Here is a 24,392-nt window from a genome sequence, read left to right on the forward strand (position 1 = left end):
ACTGACAACAGTAAATGGATAAAATCAAAAAAGAAATTCTTTATTCCTGTGAAGGTGATTTCAAGAAAATTTAGAGGTAAATATTTATTTTACCTAAATGAACTTTATAAAAATAATAAGCTGAAATTTCCAAGTAGTATTAAGGAATTTCAATTTAAAGAAGTCTTTAATGTATTTAAAGACAATTTATACAAAAAAGAATGGATTGTTTATAGTAAAGCACCTTTCAGTAGTGCAGAATATGTATTGCAATATTTAGGTAGATACACTCATAGAGTAGCAATATCGGATAATAGAATTATTAAAGTTGATAAAGAAAAAGTTATATTTAAGTGGAGAGATTATAGAGATAAAAATAAAGAAAAAGTAATGACCTTAAAACCAGAAGAATTTATCAGAAGATTTTCAATGCATGTATTACCTGATAGATTTATAAAAATAAGACATTACGGTATTCTAGGAAATAGAAATAAAAAACTAAAATTTAAGCGCTGCATAGAGATCTTTAGGATTAAACTAAAAGATTTTGAGAATCTATCGTCAGCGGAGCTATTTTTTAAATTAACAGGAATAAATATAGGTAAGTGTAGTAAATGTGAGAATGGAACTTTAATAAAAATAGAGAAAATCATGCCCAGAAGTGCTTCCCCACCATAAATAAAAGTAAAAGTAAATAAGCACTTGATTATGGGGAGGGGGATGCTATATACTAAAATAAGATATAACCTTAATTTTCCAAATGGGAACAGCAGAATATTAAGTGAATTATATAAATTATAAATTTAAAACATGGTCGTGAATTTTTGAATCCCCATACGGGGCGACAGCTTTTAGCGACTTCGTTCTAGTAATTGATTGCGATATTGAGATGCATATATTTAACTTTAACCAAGTTTAAACCACTTGTAAATGCTTATATATATGCTATTTTTTTAACTCAACATCGCAATCAAGCCAACTCAAATTGTTAATCAAATCTAACCTATAAATTAGAATTTACTTAATACTATTATTCATTTTCATCAATATGTTTTCTTATTTTTAATTCATGTATTAAACATAACTCATAACTTTTTTCCATAAAATCGGTTATAGGCATTTTCTTATACATATCATATAAAATATCTAAAATAGGTTCATCATCAATCTTCAAAGTATAAAAATATGAATAAACGCATCCTCCATCATTAAAATAAGGATTTATAGATTTTAATCTATCATCTCTCATAATTGAATCTACGACCATTTCACTTAATATCCATTTAAGATTTGGTGTCTCATATTCTTCATAATTATCATTAAAATGATTATTCCAAATATAGAACCAAACAAAATGAATTATTTCATGAAGGGATATTCCTAATGCTCCTCTTTCACTGTTTAAGAAAAAAACATCAAATGAATCATTATCTAAATAACGTGGAGAAATAGGATTAAATGAAATATATGCTACCATATTATTAAATACATTATCTAGATTAATTTCAAATGCTTCTTCTAATGCATCTACAATTTGTGATTTGTATAATTTCCATATTTCATTATATTTAATAATTTTTTCATTTATATGTGGTTCATTTTCCATTGAAAATTTATTAAAAAATTCATTTAAATAATTAACACGTTGGCTATAATTAAAACTTTTAAAAAGTTCTCTATCTATATTAGGAAAAAAATGAAATAAAGGTTCACTCCAGAAAGCACTTTGCTCATCTCTTTGAAACTCTAAAATACTGTTAATACTGTATTCTTTTCCTGGGTATTTATATATTAAATCCATTAAAACTCCCCCTAAAATTCAACTTTATTAAGTGATTTAAAAATCAAACTAAATCATCTTAAAATACAATTGTTCATATTATAGTCTAATGTTATTATAACACAATTTCCTATTTAATTCTAAATTTTCCTTATTTTATTAATATTGTATAATAAAAGATTCTAAATCAAATAAATGATTTAAAATCTTAGTGATTTATTACGTGATTTAGTATGTGATTATTACTGTGATTTGTTATGAGATTTTATATGTTTGCACCTCAAAACGGAACCCGTTGGTCATTAACCATCTCTTTAATATTTAACTATTAAATTTTATACTATAATACTTACTTATTCTGAAACTACTTCTATTCTATTAATATCTTCCACGCTTATTATTCTTACCTTTTTATCATCTTTTTTGTGAGTAAAAGATACCTTAACCCATTCATCATCTACCTCTAAAATATCTACTACATCCTCTGTAGAAAGTCCCAAAATATTTGTCTGCGTTATTATTTTACACTTCTCTCCTACAAGCGATGATATTATCTTTGACATTGGCAAATCCCCCTTTTCATTTCTTTCTAATTTTTTAACCTTCTTTTCTAACTTCCTTACTTTAGCAGGATAATCACAGTAAAATATTATAATCATTAAAAAAATAACTCCAACCCATCCCAAAAAGCTTCCCCCTTAACTAAAATACTTACATATTTTTATTATAAAATAATACAAGTTTACAATAATATACATGCCATAATTATTGATACTACTATTGCCAATAAACATGATCCTATTATTAATAGAAATTTCTGATATGGACGTTTCCCATACTCACGATTCTTTTCAAGTTCATCCATATTTTTTCCCTCTACAAAAGCAACAATTTCTCTATAAGTTTGGATATTAAAATTCTTTTTAAGTTTCTCGACTCTAATAGCATAATACATTGTTACTGTAGCAATAACTGCCCAAATTCCTAATCCAATGTATCCCATAAACACTTCAAGTGGAATAGGTAATAACATAGTCAATAAAAACAAAATACTAAATATATTGCCTTCATGTTTAAATTCAGCAATATCTTCTGTTTTAATTTTTTCTTTCATTTCTTCCAGATCTCCTTTAATTAATATGTCAAGAGAAACATTAAAAACAGAGCTTAACAATAATAAGCTTTTAACATCTGGATAGTTCTTATTATTTTCCCAATTTGAAATAGTTTGACGAGATACAAATATCTTTTCAGCTAATTCATCCTGTGAAAGTTTCATTTCCGTTCTATATTTTTTTATTTGTTTTCCAATCTCCATACAATGTCCTCCTGCACTATCAGTCTATAACCTGAAATTAAAATTTACCATCAAATGTATTCGATATTTCCTGTTCCTCCCATGTCAAAAGTATTTGACACTCCATTTTATATGTGTTTTGTATTAAAATAACACTAAAGTAAATTAAATACTACTTTATATCTATATTAATTTTATATTCCTAAATCACCTTTTTACCTATTCACTTTTTACTATTACCTAATTCTTACTTATCACTTTTCACCATTACTTATTCACTCTTCACTCTTACTTATTCACTATTACCTAAACCCTATTTATTCCTAACAACCTTTAATAACTTATCCACATACACCTTATCCATTTTCACATGTTCAACTCCATTTTCACTTGACTCTTTTTTTGCTCTAGCATCCATAATATATTTATCTATATCAACATATTCTTGCCAAGTATCATACTCATATTTTCTTGAAAGTTGTGTTGAAGAAGGATGTGCTAACTTTAACTTTTTCCCATCTTTAAATTGAATATTATAAAAGAATTCCCCCTTATTTATCCATCCCTCATTAAACCCAGTGTTTACATATTCCACATCAGCAAAAGTATATTTATTTCCTTTTAAATTATAAAAACTATAATCATAAATACCATCTTCAGTAACTACTACTACACTAGTAAATATTATATACATAATGGGAATTAATAGTAATGCAGTGAACTTATCAAATTTATTAAAAAAAGGCAATCCCTTTTTTACATTAGAGATTTTTTCTACTATAAAACTGAATACAATAAAAACTATTATAAATAATAAATATGAATATGGAGATTTTATAAGATAAAACATATAATCTCCTTTTACAAACAATTCTTTCTGTATTATTGCTATAACTAAATAAAATGCTATAAATAAGATTATCATTGTTGCTATTAGCAAAATAAAAAATATAAATGATACTATATGCTTTATAATTTCTAAAAAAACATTATTTCTAGTTTTATATACTTTTAAATAATTTTTTAGATTAAATAAAACTATTGTAGATGTAAGTATAATAAATACTACATTTAATGTTATCTTCTCATAATCCTTATTAGATATGTTAATAAATAACCAAATTATAGGTCCTAAAGCTATAAGTATAGATGCAAATAATCCATATCTATTATTTTTTCCATTTTCCATATTCCCGCCTCCAATTATATATATTGTTAATTTAAATAGTAATAAAATATAAAATTTTCAATATTATAACTATTCATTATATAAATTAATTTTATAATAAAAAAGTCGAAATTAAAATAAAATATATATTCATTTTGAATATTTAATTCTATAATATTAATTAAATTATAAGATATTATTAGTATCCTAATTTCTTTTATACCTTGCTATAAATATTTATATATCAAAAATAACTCTAAATCAAAAAAGTAGATAAATTTACATTTTACATAAACCTATCTACTCTCCTATTTCCTTAAGAAGTTCTTATTAATTATATTTTCTATATCTTCACTTTACACTAAAAAAATATTTCCCTCTTACCTCTTACTTCTTAACTATTACTTCTTACTTCTTACTTATTACTTCTTACCTATAATTAGATTCTAAATTCCACTTTACTTCCTTGGTTAGTTGAAGTTACTTCTAATTTAACTTCTATTCTATCTTTTAATTCTTGGACGTGTGAAATTATTCCTACTACTCTTCCGTTATCTTGAAGGTCAATTAAGGTTTCTATTGCTATATCTAAAGATTCAGGGTCTAAAGTTCCAAAGCCTTCATCTATAAATATAGTATCTAATTGAATTCCTCCTGAATATCTTTGAACTACATCAGAAAGACCTAATGCCATTGCAAGTGAAGCCTTAAAGGATTCTCCACCAGATAAAGTTTTTACATCTCTTGACTTTCCTGTATAATTATCATAAACTTCAAGGTCTAAGCCTTGGCCTTTTCTTTTATCTCCAACATCTTCTTTTCTTAAAAGTTCAAATCTACTATTAGTCATTTTAGAAAATCTTATATTAGCTGCAGAAATAATATCTTCAAAATATGCTGCTAAAACATATCTTTCAAAACTTATTTTTCTTGGATTATCTCCATTTATTATTTTTGATAATCTTCCTATTGTTTTATACTTTTCTTCTTGTGTTTCTATTTTTTTATTAAAGCTTAAACAATCCTCTAAAATTTTAGTGTTTTGATTTATTCTTAAATAAACTTCTTTTAATAAATTATTTATATATACTCTTTCTTTATTTACCTCTTCAATAGAAACTTCTATTGATTTTATATCTACAAACTTTATATTTTTACATTCTTCTAGAGTTAAACTATATAATTTATTTGCATTAGATAAATCAACATTGTATTTTTGTATTTCATTCTCTAAAACTTCAATTTCTGATTCTTGTTTTCTTTTACTTATATAATCTTTATAGTTTTCAAAACCTAAAGATAAAACCTTATCTTTAAATTCTGCTACACAATTATTATATTCTGTATCAGCTTCTTTTTCTTGCTTTTCTAAGGTATCCTTATTCCCATTTTCTTTATCAAATTCAGTTTTTATATTTTTTAAATCCAATTCAGATTTTTCATAAGCTTCCTTTAAAGCTTTAAGCTTATTAGATATATCTTTTTCTTCTAAGTTTAATTCCTCAATAGATTTTATACTTCCCTTAAAATCATTTACTATATTATTTAAGTTAGCTTCTTGTGTTTTAACTTCTCCTTCTCTAAGTAAAAGTTCATTATTTTTTTCTTCTAACTCTTTTCTTAAAGCTTCATTTAAGTTTTCAATTTCTGATTTCTTTTTACTTAAATTTAGTTCTTTTAAAATTTCTTTATCTACTTCTTTTTTCTTTAAAGTGATATTATTTAAAATTTCTTCTACAGAAATTAGCTCTTTATATACTTTGTTAAAACTTAAAGATATATCTTCTTCTAATTCTTCATTAAAGATCTCTTTAAATAACTTATTTATATTATCATTTTTTAAAGAATTAATTTCTGCTTTTATTTTAGTAAGATTTGTTAATGAAACCTCCATCTTTTTTCTTGAAGCTTCTTCTTCTAATTTAGCTTTCTTAACTTCATCTTCACTAATATCTTTGTCCTCTAATTTTGCAAGGTTTGGATGACTTATAGAGCCACAAACAGGACACTCTTTTCCTTCTTCTAAATTCTTTGCTAAAATCCCTGCTAAGTTATTTCTAAAGCTTTCATCTAAAGCTTCATATATCTTTCTTTTATTTATATAATTATTATTTAAAACTTCATAGTCTTCTCTTAATTTTTTTTCTTTAGATAATTCATTAATTAACTTATCTATACTTAACTTTAAAGTATTTAATTTTTCTTCCTTAGCTTTATAATTTAAGCTTTCTATATCTAATTTTGATGCTTCTTCTTTTAAGCTTTGAATTATATTAATTTCATTATTAATTTCTATTAATAATTTAGTCTTTTCATCTATCTCTTTTTTAATATTTTCTATTCTTTCTTTAATTTTAGTATAAGAAGCTTTTAATAAATTTAACTTTTCACTATTTTCCTTATATACTAAAGTTTTTTCCTTTAAACCTTGAATTTCATCTAGCCTTTTATTTAATTCATTTCTTATAGGCTCTTTTTCCACTTCCTTCTTAAAATCAACTTTAGCTTTTTCTAAATGAATTTTTAACTTATTTAAATTCTCTATACTTATACTTAAATTTTTTCTTATTCTATCAAGAATTCTTTTCTTTTCTATATATTTTTCCTCATAATTTAAGGCTGTAACAGCTTTTTTAGCATATCTTAATTCTTCTTCTTTTAATTTAAAGCTTTCCTTTAAAGCATTTAATCTTTCAAAATCTATTTTATATTTCTCTAAAGTCTCTAGCTTTTTATTAGCTTCTTTTCCAAGTACTAATTCTTTAGATAAATTATCTAGTTTACTTTTTATATTATCTTCTTTTTCTTTTAAAATTCTATCTTCCTCTTTATCTGCATCTATAGACTTCACAAATTCTTCTAATATTAATTCAATATTTAAATCTTTATTTAATATTAAGCTATTTAAAAGGTCATCATCTTTTCTTAATTGAAATGATTTTATCTTATTTTCTCTATCTCTTAAAACCTCTTCTATAGATTTTTTTAAACTATTAGCTTCAGTCTTTATATTATTTTGAATATCAGAAAAAACTTTAGTTCCAAATATCTTTCTAAATATTTCTTCCTTTTTATCACTATCAGAATTAAGTAATTTTTTAAATTCTCCTTGAGGTATCATAACAAGCTGCTTAAATTGCTCACAAGTTATACCAAGTATTTCTTCTACTTGTCTTGTAACTTCCTTAGTACCTGTAATAGTTTTATCATCATATATAAGCTCTGCTTCTGCCTTATTTTCTGTTAATCCTTCTCCTCTTTGTTTACTTCTAAAATACTGAGGAGATCTTTTTATATAATAATCTTTGTTTTTTAAAGAAAACCAAAGTTTAACTTCTGTCTTAGTAGAAGAATCTGCAAAATCACTTCTTAAAGATTTTCCATCTCTCTCACTTCCACTAGCCTCCCCGTATAAAACAAAATTTATCGCATCAAATATAGTGGTTTTTCCTGCACCTGTATTACCAGTTATAACAAACATATTTTGGTTATCTAAGTACTTTTCAAAATCTAACTCTTGTTCTGTAGCATAAGGTCCAAAAGCAGATACAATTAATTTTTTTATCTTCACTACTCTTCTCCCCTTTCAGCCTTATTTATAATCTTCTCCATAATAACTATTTCATCTTCTTCTGCTTCTTCACCAACAATATCATTAAAGAAACTTTTAAATAAATCAACCTTTGATTTTTTCTTTACTTCCTCAGACATTACTTCATTATTAGATTTTTTTAAAAGCTTTTCTTCTCTTACTAGCTCCATAACATTTGGATATACAGCTCTAAGTTTTGCCATTGGATCTAAGATTTCACCTTTATCCTCTAATATTACTTTTATATAATCTTCATTATTTTCATTTTTATAATCCTTTAATAAAGCTTCTAAAGTTCCTTTTTTAACTCTAAAATCTCTTCTAGGCTTTAAATCTACAAAGTCAACTTCTATTTCACCATCTTTATCTATATCTACTATAGTTACACCTTTTCTTTGATTAATTTCTGAAAAAGAATACTTCATAAGAGAACCAGAATATCTTATTTTTTCACTAGCTACCTTTTGTGGACCATGTAAATGACCAAGGGCTGTGTAATTAAATTTTTCAAAATGCTTATAATCTATAAAATCAGTTCCTCCTATAGATAAAGGCTTTTCTGAATCACTTTCCTCTAATTCCTCTATATTTCCATCATTTATTTTAGTAATATAGCCATGAGCAATTGCTATATTTCTTTCATTACTATTAAAATCCTTATTTATTTCTTCCATTATTTTAGCCATTGCTAAGTTATAGTTTTTTATATTTTCATCTTGAAATAATTCCCTAACAACTGGAACATCAGCATAGGGTATTGGATAAAAATTTATTTTTCCATGCTCATCTTCTAATACTATTTTTTCTATATTTCTTTTTAAAGTTCCAGTAATATACAAACCACTATCACATAAAAGAGAACTAGCAAAGTCTATTCTCTCATTACTATCATGATTACCAGCTATTGCAATTATCTTAGTATTTAAATCTTTAACTATTTTTCTTAAGTACTTATTTAATAATTCAACAGCATGAACAGGTGGTACGGATCTATCATATAAATCCCCTGCAATTAAAAGTACATCTGGTTTCTTTTCTTTAATAACACTACATAATTCTTCTAATATATACTCCTGATCTTCAGTCATATAAAAGCCATTTACAAGCTTTCCTATATGCCAATCCCCCATGTGGAATATTCTCATTTAAGTACCTCCAATTTTATTATTCATTTAAAAATTTTATTAAATCTTCTGAAAGAGCTTTTGCGTCCTCATATCCTCTGTTATATATAGTTTCAAGCTTATTTTTATCTCTTTCAAATCTACTTACTTCTAAAGGTGCACTTGGTCTAATAACAAAACATTTTCCTTCCTTTTCTAATTTATCTAGTAAATCTAAGGTATCATTATAAATCTTATATCTATTTTCCATTGCATCTATAAGACCTTTATAATTCTTATATTTTCTCTTTATTATAGGCATAATCTTTGACTTACTCTTTCTATAACCTTTATGTTGAGTTAGTATAACAACATGTTTTTCTATACCATCTTCTATTGCCTTTTGAATTGGAATAGGAGCTGCAATACCTCCATCCATTAATTTTTTATTATCATATTCTATTACTTTTGCAACTAAAGGAAGTGATATAGAAGCCTTTAATGAATCATATCCATCTTCATCAAAATCCTTTATAGGATAAAATTCAGGTAATCCAGTATCACAATTTGTAGCTCCTACTAAAAATTTTGTACCTGATGTTCTAAAAGATTCATGATCAAATGGCTCTAACTCATTTGGTATTATATCAAAAAGCATATTCATTCCAAAGGCTGATCCTGTCTTAAGTAAATTTCTAAAGCTTAAATACCTTTTATCGTTAATATAATTTATGTTAACTCTATAATTTCTCTTTTTTTGTTTGGAAATATAAGAAACACAGTTACAAGCTCCTGCTGATACTCCTATACAATAATTTATATTAATATTTTTATCTAATAATAAATCTAAAACTCCTGCAGAGTAAACTCCTCTCATTCCTCCACCTTCAAGTATAAGTGATGTATTATTCATAACAAATCCTCCAACTATAACAACATTCTACTGTAATTATTTCCATCATATTAAAAAGATATCATTATAAATTTAACATAACTAACACTAGTCTAATATTTATTTTATACTTATATACTAAAAATATCCAAACAAAAAGGTAAGCAATTGCCTACCTAATTTTAATAATAATTACTTCTTCTATCTAAAAGGGTAACATCTCTCCAGTTATCAAATATATCCTTCGCAATAGCTTTCCTAGTTCCAATTACTTCAAAGCCATTTTTTAAATGTAAATTTATACTTGATATATTATCAGAAAATATTATACTTTCTAAAAGCCAACAACCACACTTCTCACTTTCTTTAATAACAGCTTTTAAAAGTTCATCACCTATACCATGTCTCCTATACTTTGAAGAAATGTAAATACTAACTTCACATACCCCATTATATGCAGGTGCAGTTCTACCTCTAGATAATGCAACCCATCCAACTATTTCATCATTAATTAATTTAACAAGTCTACAGTCCTTAAGATGACCTTTATCCCAATCACTAACAGTAGGAATTTTTCTTTTAAATGTTGAATTCCCCTCAATAATAGCTTCAGATAATATTTCTAAAACTTTCTCTATATCTTTATATTCCATTTCTCTAATCATTGTAAGCCCCCTATTTATATATTAGATAAATTATAAACTTTTTATATTTGAATTGTCCACTTACAAGAAATAAAAAAACTAAAAAAGAAATTTAATGATATACTTTCTTTATGAATAATATAAATTTAAGGAGTGTAAATACTATGGCTGGAAAAATAATATTAAACTTAGCAATGAGTTTAGATGGTTATATAGCACAAGAAGATGGTGGCTTTGAATGGATGATTGGAGATGGTAACTCTTCTCTTAATACAGAAACTAAATATGATTTTGAAAAATTTCTAGAAGATATTGACGTTGTAGTTATGGGGAAAAATTGCTGTTTTCAAGGCTTTCATGAAGACTATAAAGAAAAAGAAGTATATATTGCAACCTCAGAAGAACTAGAGGACTATGATAACTTCCATTTTATAAGTGGAGATATATGTAAAACTATACTTAATTTAAAAAATGAAGGTAAGAATATATATTTATTTGGTGGTGGAATCCTTATTGATAACTTCCTTAAAGATAATATAATTGATGAATATATTATAGCAATAATACCTACTATCTTAGGTAAAGGAAGAAAGTTATTTTTAGATAATAACCCTAAAATAGATTTAAATCTTAATTCATATTATATTGAAGATGGCATAGTAATAATGAAATATTCAAAGCGATAAAAAAGGATATAGATATTATAAATTCCTAGAAAATAAAAATAAATCACTAAGATAAGTATGCATTTAATACTTATTTTAGTGATTTTATTTCTTAATTTATATATTAAACTACTTCACTTGTAAATACTTCATAAAGATCTTTTCTTCTTGCTTTTGCTAAAGCATTAGCTAATGCATAAGATATAGCTCCATCTACAAAATGATGAAGAATAGTACCAATAGCAACCACCACTACAAATTGATAAACAGAAAAACCAAAAGGAATAACTATCAGTCCTTCTAAAATTCCATGTATAGGTGCAGTAAAAGCAATTGCCTTTTTTAAATTCTTATCTTTACTAATTATTAATGCACCAACATATCCTACTATTATGTGCATAGATGCTCTAGCAGCTACAACTAATGGAGTGGTTATAAAAAATCCTAGTGCTGAACCTACACCTACAACTATTGCAACTGATGGTGATATTAACATTGCTAAAAACATTGGTACATGTGATGCTATAGTTGCAGTAAAAGGTCCAAGTGTTATTTTTAAAAATCCAAATTGAGTAGGAATAATTATTGCTATAGCTGTTAATACAGCTGCAAATACCATTTTTCTAATTTTATTACTATTTTCCATATATAAATCCCCCTATACTAGTGTATATACACTAGTATAATCATTAAGTATTCACTTGTAAATATATTTTTTGAAGTTTTTTGTATATTTCTTCAATTTACGTAACTAAAATATTTATTAATATATCTAAAAAAATATAGTTTTATAATGTTAAAAAGTCAGTTAAGTCCACTTATAGAAAAACATTCTTATTGATTCAAGACTAATATGCCTACTCCCTATCCATGTACCTACCATAGCTGAAAATTTTCAAATTTATATTTAATTAATTTTGCATAGTATTACTTTTACTTAATATATTTAATAATATATTAAGTACTTTTAGGAGAATCATATGATACATAGTCAGTCTTTTATACCATTAATTTTATCTATATTAGCAGGATTATCTACTATAATAGGAGCATTTATATTATTTTTTTCTAAAAAACAAAATAAAAAACTACTAACCTTTGCCTTATCCTTCTCAGCTGGAGTTATGATAACAGTATCTTTTACAGATTTATTTGCTTCAGCAGAAGAAACTTTACGCAAGTACCATGGTAACTTACAAGGAGTATTCCTTTCTTTATTTTTTTTAATTTCTGGGGCTATTATCGCCTTACTTATTGATAAATTTATTCCTGATAAACCTAAGACCTATAATAGCTCAGCTCCTGATAAACTATATAGAGTTGGCTTTGTATCAATGATTGCATTAATGATACATAACTTTCCAGAAGGAATTGCTACTTTTGTTTCAGGCTATGAAAGTACCTCTTTAGGGATTTCTATTGCCATTGCTATAGCACTTCATAATATACCTGAAGGAATTTCCATAGCAATGCCTATTTATTATTCTACAAATAGTAAAGCCAAAGCATTTAAATATACTCTTTACTCTGGCCTTGCTGAACCTATTGGAGCTATTATTGCTTTTTTATTTTTAAGACCATATATTAATGAAATAATCTTAGCTATAACCTTCGCATTAGTAGCAGGAATAATGCTTTATATATCCTTTTCAGAACTTATACCAGCTGCTAGAGAATATAAATATCATAGAACCTATCTCTGTTCTATTTTTTTAGGTATTCTAACAATTATATTAAGCCATATATATGCACATTAATAGATAAGATAAATATCATATTCCTTGCTCCATCATAAACTCCAAGTTATGGCAATATGATATTTATTTATCTATAGAAAAAGAAAAGGAGCTGTGTTAAACAGCTCAAATTAAAAATCTATAATTATTAATGTAATTTGAAAAAATCACTAAAAAGTATCTATTTTAGAAACTCCCAAAAAAGTTTCTTCATTAATTTTTCATTTCTTTATTATTTCATTCCTGCTTCTATTCCATCTTCCACAAGAAGGTAGCCTAATTTAGGCTCTTTATTTAACAAACCTATAATATATATAGTATAAAATCTACCATTTGTAAGCTTCTTATCATTAATATATTTAATTAACCCTGCAAATGAAGAAAAGGTTACTTTAAAATCATATATTGCTGGTGATAATGGATAATATCCTGTGGTTTCTAAATATTCAACATTATTAAATAGAATTTCATCATTAGATAATGATAATGATATTAATGGAGAATTTGGAGATAAGTGAATAAACCTTAAAAAACAATTTCCTATTTGCACTTTCTCTTTAATATTTGCATCATTTAATGTGAAAATATCTAATGATCCTCCTAAAGTTACTACACTTATAGTTAAATTAATATTAGGAATAATATCTATATTGCTGCTTATTAATGGCTTATCATAAGTACCTGACTTATATAACTGCAATTCATAGTTTCCAGGGGATATATTTTCGTAACAAGTTATGTCTGAAAATGCTAAGTCTTTACCAATTAACATTCCACTTAAATAAACATCTACTGAAGGTGCTGATGGAACTGCATGAATTAACCTTATTTTACTTTGTAAATTAGGTAGGTTTTGACGAAATAGCACTACTAATCCCCCCTCTTACAATTGGCTTCATCTACAGCTAATTGAATTATTTTCTTAATAACTAGCTCATAAATAGGTCTAGGCATATTGTAAGCTTTAAAAGTTTCTATAATTGAATTATCATTTTTTATGCTTCCAAAAATAATGTCTATTTGATTCAATTTATTTTCTTCTTCACCTCTATAAGATTTATTTAAATAACTATCAAAGTTTAAATTTCTTAAAAGTTCCATATGAATTGGTTCTTCTATATAATCTCTATTATTAATCATAGATTCATTATTTATATTTTGCATTCCAGTAGTATTATTCATATTATTAGTATTATTCATTCCACTAGGATTATTTATAATATTAGGGTTATTCATTACATTAGGGTTCTTCATTTCATTAAGATTGCTCATTTGATCACTAGTACTTTTTTGAATATTTGTTGTATTATTATTTTTATTTATACTATTATTAGCATTTTTCTTACATTTATTTTCCTTATTATAAGACATCAATTCTTCATTTAATGTTTCTGATGGATATTCTAAGTTAAAATTCTTTTCGAAATTTTTTACTTGCTTATTACCATTATTTTGTAAATTACTATTGTCATTTTGAATATAACCTAAAGTATTTAAAGTATTTACTTGTAAATTAGAATTATCAATAGGATTTGTATTTGCAAAGCTCAATGTAAAAGTATTGGGAACCTCACTAAATGTTGGTAATGCCATATCTATAATAGGAAACCAAGTTGAATCTTTATCTCTAAATGGTTCACTTATATTTAATGGTATGAATTTCAAATCATCATCTTCCTTACCATTCATATTATTATAATACATATATTTCCTCCAAAAAATATTTCATTATATTTATACGCTATATTTTTATATATGTTCTTTTTATTTGCATTAGAACATATTTAACTTAGTTTACTATCACCTTAATATACTTTACTGAATATTATAGAAAAGGAGGTTTTGCTATGAATGATTTAACAAATAATTCTTTTAGACATTTATTTATAGGCCTTGATAAGAAAGTATCAATTATTAACGACAATAAAATAATAGCAATTAATCTTGATAATGCAGCTACAACTCCAGTATTTAAAAGTGTCCTAGATAGAATTTCAAAGGAATGCGAATTATATGGAGCAATAGGTAGAGGTCTTGGGCAAAAATCAGAATATTCAACTAAAATTTATGCTGAATCAAGAGATTATATTTTAGATTTCTTTAATGCTTCTAAAGAAAAATATACTGTAATCTTCGTAAATAACACTACAGAAGGTATAAATAGATTATCTAATATATTAATTGAAGATAAAAGTAATATAGTTATTACTACTAGAATGGAGCATCATTCTAATGATTTACCTTGGCGAGGAAAATGCAACTTAAAATATATTGAAGTAGATGAAAATGGTAGACTAAAACTAGATGAACTAGAATACTTATTAGAGAAAAATAAGGGTTTAGTTAAATATGTTACTATTACTGCAGCCTCAAATGTTACAGGTTATATAAATAATTTATCTTATTTATCTAAGCTTGTTCATAAATATAACGCTAAAATAATAGTAGATGGTGCTCAAATTGTAGCTCATAAAAAAATAGACTTTAGTGAAACTAATATTGATTACTTGGTCTTTTCTGCACACAAAATGTATGCACCCTTTGGCAGTGGTGCAATTATTGGGCTAAAAGAAGAATTTGAAAGATTAAATTCTGATCTTAAAGGTGGAGGTACAGTGGAAACAGTTTTAGATAATTCAGAAGTATTATTACCACCTCCTGAAAAAAATGAAGCTGGTAGCCCTAACTTTTTTGGTGCTATTGCTTTAGTACAATCTATGAAAGAATTGGAGAATATAGGCTATGATGTAATAGAAAAAAATGAAAAAATATTGCTAAAGCATACTATTAAAGGACTTAATTCTATAAATAGAGTTATTTCTTATGGTGATAATTTTAATATAGAAGATAGACTTGGAATAGTTGTCTTTAACCTTAAAGATATTTATTATGCTGAATGTGCTAGTTTATTAGCTAGCTTAAGAGCCATAGCAGTAAGGCAAGGTGCTTTTTGTGCTCATCCCTATGTAAAAAGACTGCTAAATATAAAGGATGAAGAATATGGAAGACATTTAGTAGACACTACTTGTAAAATGCCTGGGATGGTTAGAGCTAGCTTTGGAGTATATAATTCTATAAATGAATTAGATATCTTCTTAAATACACTAGAAATTATAAGTAAACTAAAATAAAGGAGCTGCTTTGGCAGCCCCTTCTTATCTTTTTGCTATTAGGAATTTTATATTGATACCTTGTTCGCTAAACATATTTTCATGCTCAGTTCTAACATTACCAACAAAATCACTATTATGTAAATCATAAGTAATATACTCTATTTCAAAACCAGCTTCTTTAAAATATTCTAAAGACTCATCAAACAATTCATCATCATCAGTTTTAAAGTATATTTTCCCATCCTTAGATAAAAATTCTTTATATTTTTCTAATTGGGTTGGATATGTTAACCTTCTTTTTTTATGTCTTTCCTTTGGCCAAGGGTTACAGAAGTTAATATATATTCTGTCAACTATATCTTCTTTACTAAAAACATCGTTAATTAAGAATATTTCTTGTGCCATTAACTTTAAATTATTAACTTGTATTTCTTTTTCATTATAAGCTTTTTCAATATTTCTTTTTGCTAGCACTAATACTTCATCTTTAATATCTATAGCTACATAATTTATATTTGGATTTTCTGATCCATGTACAGCTACAAAAGTTCCTTTTCCACATCCTAATTCTAAGTATATAGGATTGTCATTATTAAATGAATCTCTCCATTTACCTTTATATTCACTTGGATTTACTATAAAAAAATTACATGCTTCTAATTCAGGTCTAGCCCAGGGCTTTTTTCTTAGTCTCATATTATTCACTCCATTTACTCTAATTCATAACAATTATACAAATTTATATTCATTATATCAAATTTAATTTTTTTTATGGAATGATTTGCATAAAAAACAATATTATTATTTTTTATTTACCTTTGCATTTATTATTGTTACTTCAGAATATTTATTTACTTCATCTTTATATGTTTCTAGATTAATTGTAGGTTTTTCAGTATCATTTTCTTTATATTTTACTAACCCAACTAAAGTAACTTCTTCTTCTAAATCTTTTCCTATTTTAGATACTGAAGTTTTTGAATCAAAATTTATAGGCTCACCATAATATCTAGATACTTTATAATTTGGATTTTTATTATCTTTAGTGTTTTCTGAATCTATTTCTGCAATAGAATATATTGATTTATCTGCTTCGCCATCATTTGCTTTAGCTGTATTTAATACTATGTGAATAATAGAGTCTTTCTTTATATTATCTGTGCTATAATTAGCAATTTCCTTAGTTTCTTGTAATTGCCCATTTAAGTACTTTTCCATAGATAAATTTATATTATATTCAGAGTCCTTTGGTAACACCATAGATACTACAGTACTTTTATCACTACCATAATTAGCTGATTTTAATATTAATTCAACTACTCCTTGAATTTCTTGATTAACTACCTTAACATCACCTTCTGGAATATTGCTACTAGCTTTTGTACATCCTGCTAATCCCACTGTTAAAATTATCCCAACTAAAAGTGTTGATATCTTCTTTATCTTCATAGGTTTTCCTCTTTTCATTAAAATTAACATTCTATATTATAGCATATGCAAAATATATAAAAATATAGATTATGTAAAATATATGTTAATTAATAATCTATATATCATCATAAATATTTTTAGTGACCCTAGGGGAAATACTTGGTTATGAATTTACAAAAAAAGAACTGCTTAAGCAGTTCCTTTAAATATTTAAATCTTAGTTTTGTCCAAAGTATCTATCAAGTAATCCCTTGAATGCTTGTCCATGTCTAGCTTCATCTTTACACATTTCATGTACTGTGTCATGAATTGCATCTAAGTTTAATTGCTTAGCTAAAGTAGCTAAATCCTTCTTACCTTGGCAAGCACCGTGTTCTGCATCTACTCTAGCTTGTAAGTTAGCCTTTGTATCAGCAACTACTACTTCTCCAATTAATTCAGCAAATTTTGCAGCATGTTCAGCTTCTTCGAAAGCTATTCTCTTGTATGCTTCTGCAACTTCTGGGAATCCTTCTCTATCAGCTTGTCTTGACATTGCTAAGTACATTCCAACTTCTGTACATTCTCCCATGAAGTTAGCTTGTAAACCTTCCATGATTCTTGGATCTACATCTTTTGCAACTCCAACTCTGTGCTCGTCAGCCCATTTTAAATCTCCAGTTTGTTCTACGAACTTATCTGCTCCAGCCTTACATATTGGGCATTGTTCTGGTGCAGTTTCTCCTTCATATACATATCCACATACTGTACAAACAAATTTTTTCATTAATAGGTTCCTCCTCTTATAAACAATTCTATACAATTTATTTTCGATATTTTTATTATATAATAATTATTATTCTTTGTAAATAGTATTTATAAACTTTTTATATTGCTTTATGAAATTAAAGAATTCCTTTAATACCATTTTAAGCCTAATCTTTACTTCTATTATTTCAATTTATAGGTATATCAATTTTCTTCTTTATTTTACTAGAAATTTTATAAGGTAAGCTTAAAGCTTTTTCTATATATATGTCTTTGACTTTCTTAGTTAAAGCCATAACTATTTCAGCAATAATAATTGCTGCAACTCCATCTAAAATATAATGTTGCTTTATAAATAATGTTGATAAAATTATTAGTGTTCCCGTTATGATTGTGTAAATAAACCATGATTTATTATCTTTAAGCTTTGTAAATCTCATAATAATATATGTGTTTAATACATGAATTGAAGGAAAACAATTAAAAGGTCTATCAGCTTCATATATTAAATTTACTATTTTATTAGCTATTGTATTATTAGAGATTACAGGTCTTGACATCTCAACAGGATAAAAATAATAAAATAAATAACAAATGCACATACTTATATAAATTACCATAAGAGTTCTTAAGTATTTCTTTCTATCCTTAGATAAAATAAATATTAATCCTAAAACCATAAAAACATACCAATATATATATGGAAAAATAAATGCAGATACATATGGTATTTCCTTATCAAGAGTTAAGGATATATCTTTTCCACTCTTAGCTATTGCAGCTGCTATTACGTAATTAATATTTATTATTGGCAATATTATAAGCCAAGCTAAATCTAACCACTTTATTTCATTTATATTATATTTTAAAATAATATTTTTAATATAGCCTCTCATAAAAATCCCTCCATACTTCAATGCTTTTTCATTATTATGACATATATATATTTTACAATATAGTAATTATATTGTGCTAATTCTATTTAATTTTTAAGAATTTTATAAGGCTTTTCCTCTATATCTTAAGGATTTCTTTAACTTTTACAATATCTATATTTTCCTCTAATATTTTAGATAACTTGTCTAATTCATTAAGCTTGTACTCTTTATAAGTACTAACTTCATTATACTCCTCTTCAATATTATTTTTAATTATTAAGGTTTTAATAAAATTCTTAATAAAATCCCCATTATCAAAAATTCCATGGAGGTATGTACCTATTGCATTTCCTTTGTCATTTATGGCTCCTGCAACTTCACCATTACTTAATTTAATAAATATATTATCAGGATTATTTACTATAGTTTCTCCATTGTGGATTTCATAACCTGAAACTTCTATATTGTTAATCTCTTCTATGACATTTGAAACAATTTTTCCAGAAGATTGCTTAGTTATTTTATCTTTATTAAATTTAGTTGTAGTAGGTAAAAAACCAAATCCACTTTCAACTCTTTTTTCTCCTTCAACGCCTAAATCATCTATAATATAATTTCCCATCATCTGATATCCACCACATATTCCTAAAATTGTAGTTCCCATTTCTTCTAAGGATGCTATCTTACTATATATTCCATTTTCCTTTATAAATCTAATATCGTCAATAGTATTTTTACTTCCTGGAATTATTATCAAATGAGGTTTTCCAATTTCCTGTGCTTTATCTACATATCTTATTGAAACATTTTCTAATCTACTTAAAGAATTAAAATCTGTAAAATTAGACATATAAGGTAATCTAATAACTACTATATCTATTCCCTTACCACTACTTGCCTTATTGGATATTCTTTCAGTAACACTGTCTTCATCTTCTATATCTAAGCTAAAATAAGGCATTGCGCCAAGTACTGGAATATTTATGATTTCTTCTAACTGTTTCATAGCAGGCTTAAAAGACTCAATATTACCTCTAAACTTATTAATAATTACGCCTTTTACTCTATTTCTTTCTTCTTTATCTAAAAGCATAATAGTTCCAACTACAGAGGCAAAAACTCCCCCCCTATCTATATCTGCTACTAAAATTACTGGAGAGTTACTTACCTTTGCCATATGCATATTTGCTATATCGCTTTCCTTTAAATTTATCTCAGCACAACTTCCAGAGCCCTCTAAAATAATCAAATCATATTCTTTAGATATTTTCTCATAAGTATCTTTAACTACTTCTTTTAACTCCTGGTTAAGCTCCTTATATTTATATGAATCAATATCACATTTTACCTTTCCATTTACAATAACTTGTGTTTTCATATTGCCACTAGGTTTTAGTAAAACAGGATTCATCCAAGCTTTTGGTTTTATTTCACATGCATCAGCTTGAACTACTTGTGCTCTTCCCATTTCAAGCCCATCTTCAGTTACATAGGAGTTTAAAGAAATATTTAGAGCCTTAAAAGGTGCAACCTTCTTTCCTTTATTTTTAAAATATCTGCAAAATGCTGTTGCTATTGTACTCTTTCCAACTGAAGAAGCTGTTCCAAGAAACATTATACTTTTACTCATTAATAATACCTACTATATCTAAAAATCCATGAGTTTCATTTGTAATAATTCCATTTTCTTTAAATCTAATTGGATACTTAAATAAAGGTCCATCAAATGCAAAGGTATGATACTCACCATTTTCACCACAAGCATCTGAACCTGCCGCCACTATATCTGAAACCACTTTTTTAGTTAATACTTTACCTAGGAATTCTGTTGATAAGACATCTAACCTTACATTTTTAATAACTGTCTTAAATCCACTATCTATAAATTCATAAGTTAACTTTTCTCTATCTTCAAGCCATAATGGGAATATAGCTTCCATATTAGCTTCATCACATCTATCTGTACACCAAACTCTATGAGCTTCTAAGTCAATATCTCCAAATACACAAGCTTCTGCACCTAGCTCATTTTTAGCTTTATTAAGTGCCTTATTAAAAGCAACTTTGTATTCTTCACCTTCACACTTTACTAATAGTAATGGTATATTTAAAGATTTAGAAACCTCCTGAAGCAAGCTTTCTGGAACACCATGAAACCAAGATCTTAATACTTTTTTATCTACAGTTATAAGTAAAGCAACTGGCTTATGACCATTTTTTATCATTCTGTATAATGCTAATGTACTATCCTTTCCACAGCTATATGACATAACAAACTTCTTACTCATAATTTACCTCCATTTATTTAAAGTTCTTAACATAAATGACTTTATATCTATTCCATAAACTTTTTCTAAATCTCTTCCATTTAATACTTCTTTAGTTTCTCCATTATTAATAAGAGTCCCCTCTTTAAGCATTAAAACCTTGTCTCCAAAGTTCTGGACTAAGTTTAAATCATGTAATACTGCAACAACTATTTTATTATTTTCCTTTGCCCAAAGCTTTAAATAATCTAATATTTCTATTTGATATCTTAAATCTAAATGATTTGTTGGCTCATCTAATATAATAACATCAGGATCTTGTGCAAATGCCCTAGCCAAGAAAACCCTCTGAAGCTGACCACCTGATAATTCACTTATAAGTTTATCTTTTATATCTAAAATCCCAACTTTATCTAAGCTTTTATTTATTATTTCATCATCATTTTTACTTAGTCTTGAAAATACTCCATTTAAATGAGCATACCTTCCTAAAGCAACTGTTTCGTATATGCTATAGGGAAATAATACATTTGAACTTTGAGTCATTAATGAAACTTTTGTAGCTAATTCTTTTCTTTTTAATAATTTAGTGTCTTTTCCATCTAGTAGTATTTGTCCTTTAAAAGAAAGTAAATTTGCTATAGCTTTTAAAAGAGTACTTTTCCCACATCCATTAGGTCCAACTATGCAAATATTTTCTCCTCTACTTACCTTAAAGCTAACGTTTTTTACTACATCTTCTCCATTATAACCACAATATATATTTTTAACTTCTAACATTTAATCACCTACTTTGACTTTTTAAAATATAGGTATGCAAAGAATGGTGCACCTATCATTGCAGTTACTGCACCTACTGGTAATTCAGATGGAACTATAATAGTTCTTGCTATTAAATCTGTAATTATCATAAGACAACCACCAAAAACCACTGACATTGGAATAACATAGGCATGTTTTGAGCCAAAAATCTTTCTTACTATATGAGGTGCAATTAAATCTACAAATCCTATAGTTCCACTTATGGCCACAGCAGCACCTGTTAGTATTGCTACAAAAATGAATAGAAATTTTTTTACTCTTTCTGCTTCTACTCCTATAGATTTAGCTTCTTCTTCTCCAAAAGTCAAAATATCCATTTCTTTAACAAAAGACATAACTCCTATTATTCCAATTAAGAAAAATGGAATTCCAGCTTTAAGATAACTCCAGCCCCTCATAGAAAATGATCCCATTTGCCACATAGTAATAGCTTCCATTTTCTTTGTAAATAAAGCTGTCAATGTTGTTGAAGCAGCATTAAAGAATAATGAAAATACCATTCCAGTTAAAATAATAGTTGTATTAGATAGTTTTTTATCAACCTTACTAGCAAAGGTTAGAACTATAATCATAGTAATTAAACTACATAAAAATCCTACTAGGGGTAGAGAGAAATTTCCAAGGAAAGGGATAGTTATTCCTGAAACAATTAAAAGTCCTACACCTAGTGAAGCTCCTGATGATACTCCTAATGTATATGGAGAAGCTAGTGGATTTTTTAATATGGATTGAACTACTGCTCCACTTGCTGCTAAAGCTCCACCAATGCAAAAAGCTAATAAAACTCTAGGTAATCTAATACTCCATATTATTGCAACATCCTTAGCTTCAATGCCTTCCATTAAATTAATATTGAATAATTTATGTGCAATTATTGATATAATATCCATAATGCTAATATTGGAACTTCCAATGGAAGTTCCAATACAAATTATTAAAAATACTAATGGCACTGATAGTATCATCAATGACTTATTTTTTTTATCTCTATTTATATTCATTTGGATAAATAGCCTTAGCCATTTCCTTTAACGCCTTAATAACATTTTGTGAAGGTCTTGAAGAAGTATTTTTATCTATACTATAGATATTACCTTCTTTAACTGCATTTAAACTATCCCATCCTTCACGGCTCTTAATTTCATCAACAGATTTTACTCCATTTTGATCTGGAACATTTGTAAATATTACGTCTGGATTTGCAGCTATAACTGATTCTGGTGTAGGTGATATCCAAGACATTTCATTTGCAAATATATTTTCTGCTCCAATTATTTCAATCATTTCATTTAAGAAAGTATCCTTACCAAAGCTATATAAAGTAGGAGTTGAACCAATTTCAAAATATACTTTTTTCTTATCAGTTATTTTTTCTCCTATTGCCTTTATTTCTTCAACTTCCTTTTTCATATTTTCAATTATTTCTTTTCCTTGCTTTTCAGTTTTAGTTATTTCAGCAATAAACTCTATATCTCCATAAATTCCATCTATACTATCACTACTTGGAATATATACTACTGGTATTCCAGCTTCCTTAACTAATTTAAATGGATCTTCTTCACCAGCTTTATTATGTCCTGATGCTATAATCATATCTGGTTCTAAAGAAATTAATGTTTCTGCATCTGGATTTCTGAAATTTATTTGTGGTAAATCTGTATTTACCCCCTCAATATCTGCTGAATACTTATCAATAGCAACAAGCTTATCAGAAAGTCCTAAAGCAACTAATACTTCTGTATTAGATGGTGCTGTTGATATTATTTTCTCAACCTTATTAGGTAAAGTAAATTCATTACCTTCCCTATCTGTCATAGTTTTTGTAGTATCACTACAGCCTGCAAATAATGCTAAAGAAAACATCATTGCAAACACTAATGAAAGAATTCTACTTCTTTTTTTCATAATAAATCCTCCTAATTTTTTTATTAGGGCTATTTTGTAATTTTTATTACAAAATAAAAAAAGACACACTAAGAGTATGCCCTAAAATACCTTAATTATAGTTTTGAATTATAATACTAACTCAAAAATATAATAGTATTCCCATTATCCCACCCTCAGAAGATAATAGTTTTCCCATAAAAGGCAGGTCTCCCGGCTTAATTTCATCCTACTTTCTAGCCTTCCCACTAAATACAGCAGTGGCTTAAATAGATTTCGTCCATATCACGGTTACTGGGGTAGCTCAGGATTATACCTGATTCCCTATTAAGCTTTAAAAAAAGCACCTTATATAGTTATATAGCTAAATTTCATTTAGAATTATATTATTAAT

General features: G+C 26.6%; 24 protein-coding genes and 1 riboswitch. Of the genes, 4 read left to right on the forward strand and 20 right to left on the reverse strand.

Annotation, left to right across the window (positions count from 1 at the left end; translation table 11 throughout):
- On the forward strand, positions 1-657 hold a 657-nt coding region (locus ACQRD5_RS09155; RefSeq protein ID WP_427746737.1), incomplete at its 5' end, for an IS91 family transposase.
- A 352-nt stretch (positions 658-1,009) separates the two neighbouring features.
- Here ACQRD5_RS09155 and ACQRD5_RS09160 read toward each other — a convergent pair.
- From ACQRD5_RS09160 to ACQRD5_RS09195, 8 genes are all read right to left on the reverse strand, one after another.
- Positions 1,010-1,780 (reverse strand): hypothetical protein, encoded by a 771-nt coding sequence (locus ACQRD5_RS09160; protein ID WP_291628652.1) that lies wholly within the window; start codon positions 1,778-1,780, stop codon positions 1,010-1,012.
- A 332-nt stretch (positions 1,781-2,112) separates the two neighbouring features.
- Positions 2,113-2,445 carry a hypothetical protein gene (locus ACQRD5_RS09165; protein ID WP_291628655.1) on the reverse strand — a complete coding sequence of 111 codons (333 nt, stop codon included), beginning with the start codon at positions 2,443-2,445 and terminating at the stop codon, positions 2,113-2,115.
- A gap of 56 nt (positions 2,446-2,501) precedes the next feature.
- Positions 2,502-3,077, reverse strand: a complete 576-nt coding sequence (locus ACQRD5_RS09170; RefSeq protein ID WP_291628656.1) for a helix-turn-helix domain-containing protein — start codon at positions 3,075-3,077, stop codon at positions 2,502-2,504.
- A 292-nt stretch (positions 3,078-3,369) separates the two neighbouring features.
- Complete coding sequence (locus tag ACQRD5_RS09175) at positions 3,370-4,245, reverse strand: hypothetical protein (RefSeq protein WP_291628661.1); 876 nt, start codon at positions 4,243-4,245, stop codon at positions 3,370-3,372.
- A gap of 418 nt (positions 4,246-4,663) precedes the next feature.
- A complete protein-coding gene (locus ACQRD5_RS09180; protein WP_427746739.1) occupies positions 4,664-7,795 on the reverse strand; it encodes an SbcC/MukB-like Walker B domain-containing protein in 3,132 nt (1,043 codons plus the stop codon).
- Complete coding sequence (locus tag ACQRD5_RS09185; RefSeq protein ID WP_291628668.1) at positions 7,795-8,961, reverse strand: exonuclease SbcCD subunit D; 1,167 nt, start codon at positions 8,959-8,961, stop codon at positions 7,795-7,797. The genes ACQRD5_RS09180 and ACQRD5_RS09185 overlap by 1 nt, the downstream gene beginning before the upstream one ends.
- A gap of 19 nt (positions 8,962-8,980) precedes the next feature.
- Positions 8,981-9,832, reverse strand: coding sequence for a patatin-like phospholipase family protein (locus ACQRD5_RS09190; RefSeq protein WP_291628670.1), 852 nt, complete (start codon positions 9,830-9,832; stop codon positions 8,981-8,983).
- A 161-nt stretch (positions 9,833-9,993) separates the two neighbouring features.
- The gene (locus ACQRD5_RS09195) at positions 9,994-10,476 is read right to left on the reverse strand and encodes a GNAT family N-acetyltransferase (RefSeq protein WP_291628672.1); all 483 of its coding nucleotides are present in this window, start codon (positions 10,474-10,476) and stop codon (positions 9,994-9,996) included.
- A gap of 143 nt (positions 10,477-10,619) precedes the next feature.
- Here ACQRD5_RS09195 and ACQRD5_RS09200 point away from each other — a divergent pair, with 143 nt between their 5' ends.
- On the forward strand, positions 10,620-11,141 hold the full coding sequence (locus ACQRD5_RS09200; RefSeq protein WP_291628674.1) for a dihydrofolate reductase family protein: 522 nt from the start codon (positions 10,620-10,622) through the stop codon (positions 11,139-11,141).
- Positions 11,142-11,244: 103 nt separating this feature from the next.
- Here ACQRD5_RS09200 and ACQRD5_RS09205 read toward each other — a convergent pair whose 3' ends face one another.
- Positions 11,245-11,766: an ECF transporter S component gene (locus ACQRD5_RS09205; RefSeq protein WP_291628676.1), complete on the reverse strand. Its 522-nt coding sequence runs from the start codon at positions 11,764-11,766 to the stop codon at positions 11,245-11,247.
- Between the two features lie 334 nt (positions 11,767-12,100).
- Between ACQRD5_RS09205 and zupT the strand changes: the two genes are divergently transcribed.
- On the forward strand, positions 12,101-12,877 hold the full coding sequence (zupT, locus tag ACQRD5_RS09210; protein WP_427746740.1) for a zinc transporter ZupT: 777 nt from the start codon (positions 12,101-12,103) through the stop codon (positions 12,875-12,877).
- A gap of 211 nt (positions 12,878-13,088) precedes the next feature.
- Here zupT and ACQRD5_RS09215 read toward each other — a convergent pair whose 3' ends face one another.
- Positions 13,089-13,724: a DUF4397 domain-containing protein gene (locus tag ACQRD5_RS09215; RefSeq protein ID WP_291628680.1), complete on the reverse strand. Its 636-nt coding sequence runs from the start codon at positions 13,722-13,724 to the stop codon at positions 13,089-13,091.
- Between the two features lie 2 nt (positions 13,725-13,726).
- Positions 13,727-14,560, reverse strand: coding sequence for a hypothetical protein (locus ACQRD5_RS09220; protein ID WP_291628682.1), 834 nt, complete (start codon positions 14,558-14,560; stop codon positions 13,727-13,729).
- Positions 14,561-14,703: 143 nt separating this feature from the next.
- Between ACQRD5_RS09220 and ACQRD5_RS09225 the strand changes: the two genes are divergently transcribed.
- Entirely contained in the window at positions 14,704-15,987 is a 1,284-nt protein-coding gene (locus ACQRD5_RS09225) for an aminotransferase class V-fold PLP-dependent enzyme (protein WP_427746741.1), read from the forward strand.
- A 24-nt stretch (positions 15,988-16,011) separates the two neighbouring features.
- Here ACQRD5_RS09225 and trmB read toward each other — a convergent pair whose 3' ends face one another.
- From trmB to ACQRD5_RS09270, 9 genes are all read right to left on the reverse strand, one after another.
- Positions 16,012-16,665, reverse strand: coding sequence for a tRNA (guanosine(46)-N7)-methyltransferase TrmB (gene trmB / locus ACQRD5_RS09230; RefSeq protein WP_291628686.1), 654 nt, complete (start codon positions 16,663-16,665; stop codon positions 16,012-16,014).
- Between the two features lie 105 nt (positions 16,666-16,770).
- Entirely contained in the window at positions 16,771-17,418 is a 648-nt protein-coding gene (locus tag ACQRD5_RS09235; RefSeq protein ID WP_427746743.1) for a hypothetical protein, read from the reverse strand.
- 199 nt (positions 17,419-17,617) lie between these two features.
- Positions 17,618-18,166, reverse strand: a complete 549-nt coding sequence (locus ACQRD5_RS09240) for an NADH peroxidase (protein WP_291628690.1) — start codon at positions 18,164-18,166, stop codon at positions 17,618-17,620.
- Between the two features lie 169 nt (positions 18,167-18,335).
- On the reverse strand, positions 18,336-19,043 hold the full coding sequence (locus tag ACQRD5_RS09245) for a phosphatase PAP2 family protein (protein ID WP_294170092.1): 708 nt from the start codon (positions 19,041-19,043) through the stop codon (positions 18,336-18,338).
- A 118-nt stretch (positions 19,044-19,161) separates the two neighbouring features.
- Complete coding sequence (locus ACQRD5_RS09250) at positions 19,162-20,655, reverse strand: cobyric acid synthase (protein ID WP_427746744.1); 1,494 nt, start codon at positions 20,653-20,655, stop codon at positions 19,162-19,164.
- On the reverse strand, positions 20,648-21,313 hold the full coding sequence (locus ACQRD5_RS09255; RefSeq protein ID WP_427746745.1) for a diphthine--ammonia ligase: 666 nt from the start codon (positions 21,311-21,313) through the stop codon (positions 20,648-20,650). The genes ACQRD5_RS09250 and ACQRD5_RS09255 overlap by 8 nt, the downstream gene beginning before the upstream one ends.
- A gap of 3 nt (positions 21,314-21,316) precedes the next feature.
- Positions 21,317-22,072 carry an ABC transporter ATP-binding protein gene (locus tag ACQRD5_RS09260; RefSeq protein WP_427746746.1) on the reverse strand — a complete coding sequence of 252 codons (756 nt, stop codon included), beginning with the start codon at positions 22,070-22,072 and terminating at the stop codon, positions 21,317-21,319.
- A gap of 8 nt (positions 22,073-22,080) precedes the next feature.
- Positions 22,081-23,115, reverse strand: coding sequence for a FecCD family ABC transporter permease (locus tag ACQRD5_RS09265; RefSeq protein WP_427746747.1), 1,035 nt, complete (start codon positions 23,113-23,115; stop codon positions 22,081-22,083).
- Positions 23,102-24,019, reverse strand: coding sequence for an ABC transporter substrate-binding protein (locus ACQRD5_RS09270; RefSeq protein WP_291628697.1), 918 nt, complete (start codon positions 24,017-24,019; stop codon positions 23,102-23,104). The genes ACQRD5_RS09265 and ACQRD5_RS09270 overlap by 14 nt, the downstream gene beginning before the upstream one ends.
- A gap of 165 nt (positions 24,020-24,184) precedes the next feature.
- Positions 24,185-24,364: riboswitch (cobalamin riboswitch) on the reverse strand.
- Positions 24,365-24,392: the final 28 nt, after the last annotated feature.

It is taken from the genome of Clostridium sp. SGI.024 (assembly GCF_050315195.1).
In the GTDB taxonomy this organism is placed as follows: domain Bacteria; phylum Bacillota; class Clostridia; order Clostridiales; family Clostridiaceae; genus Clostridium.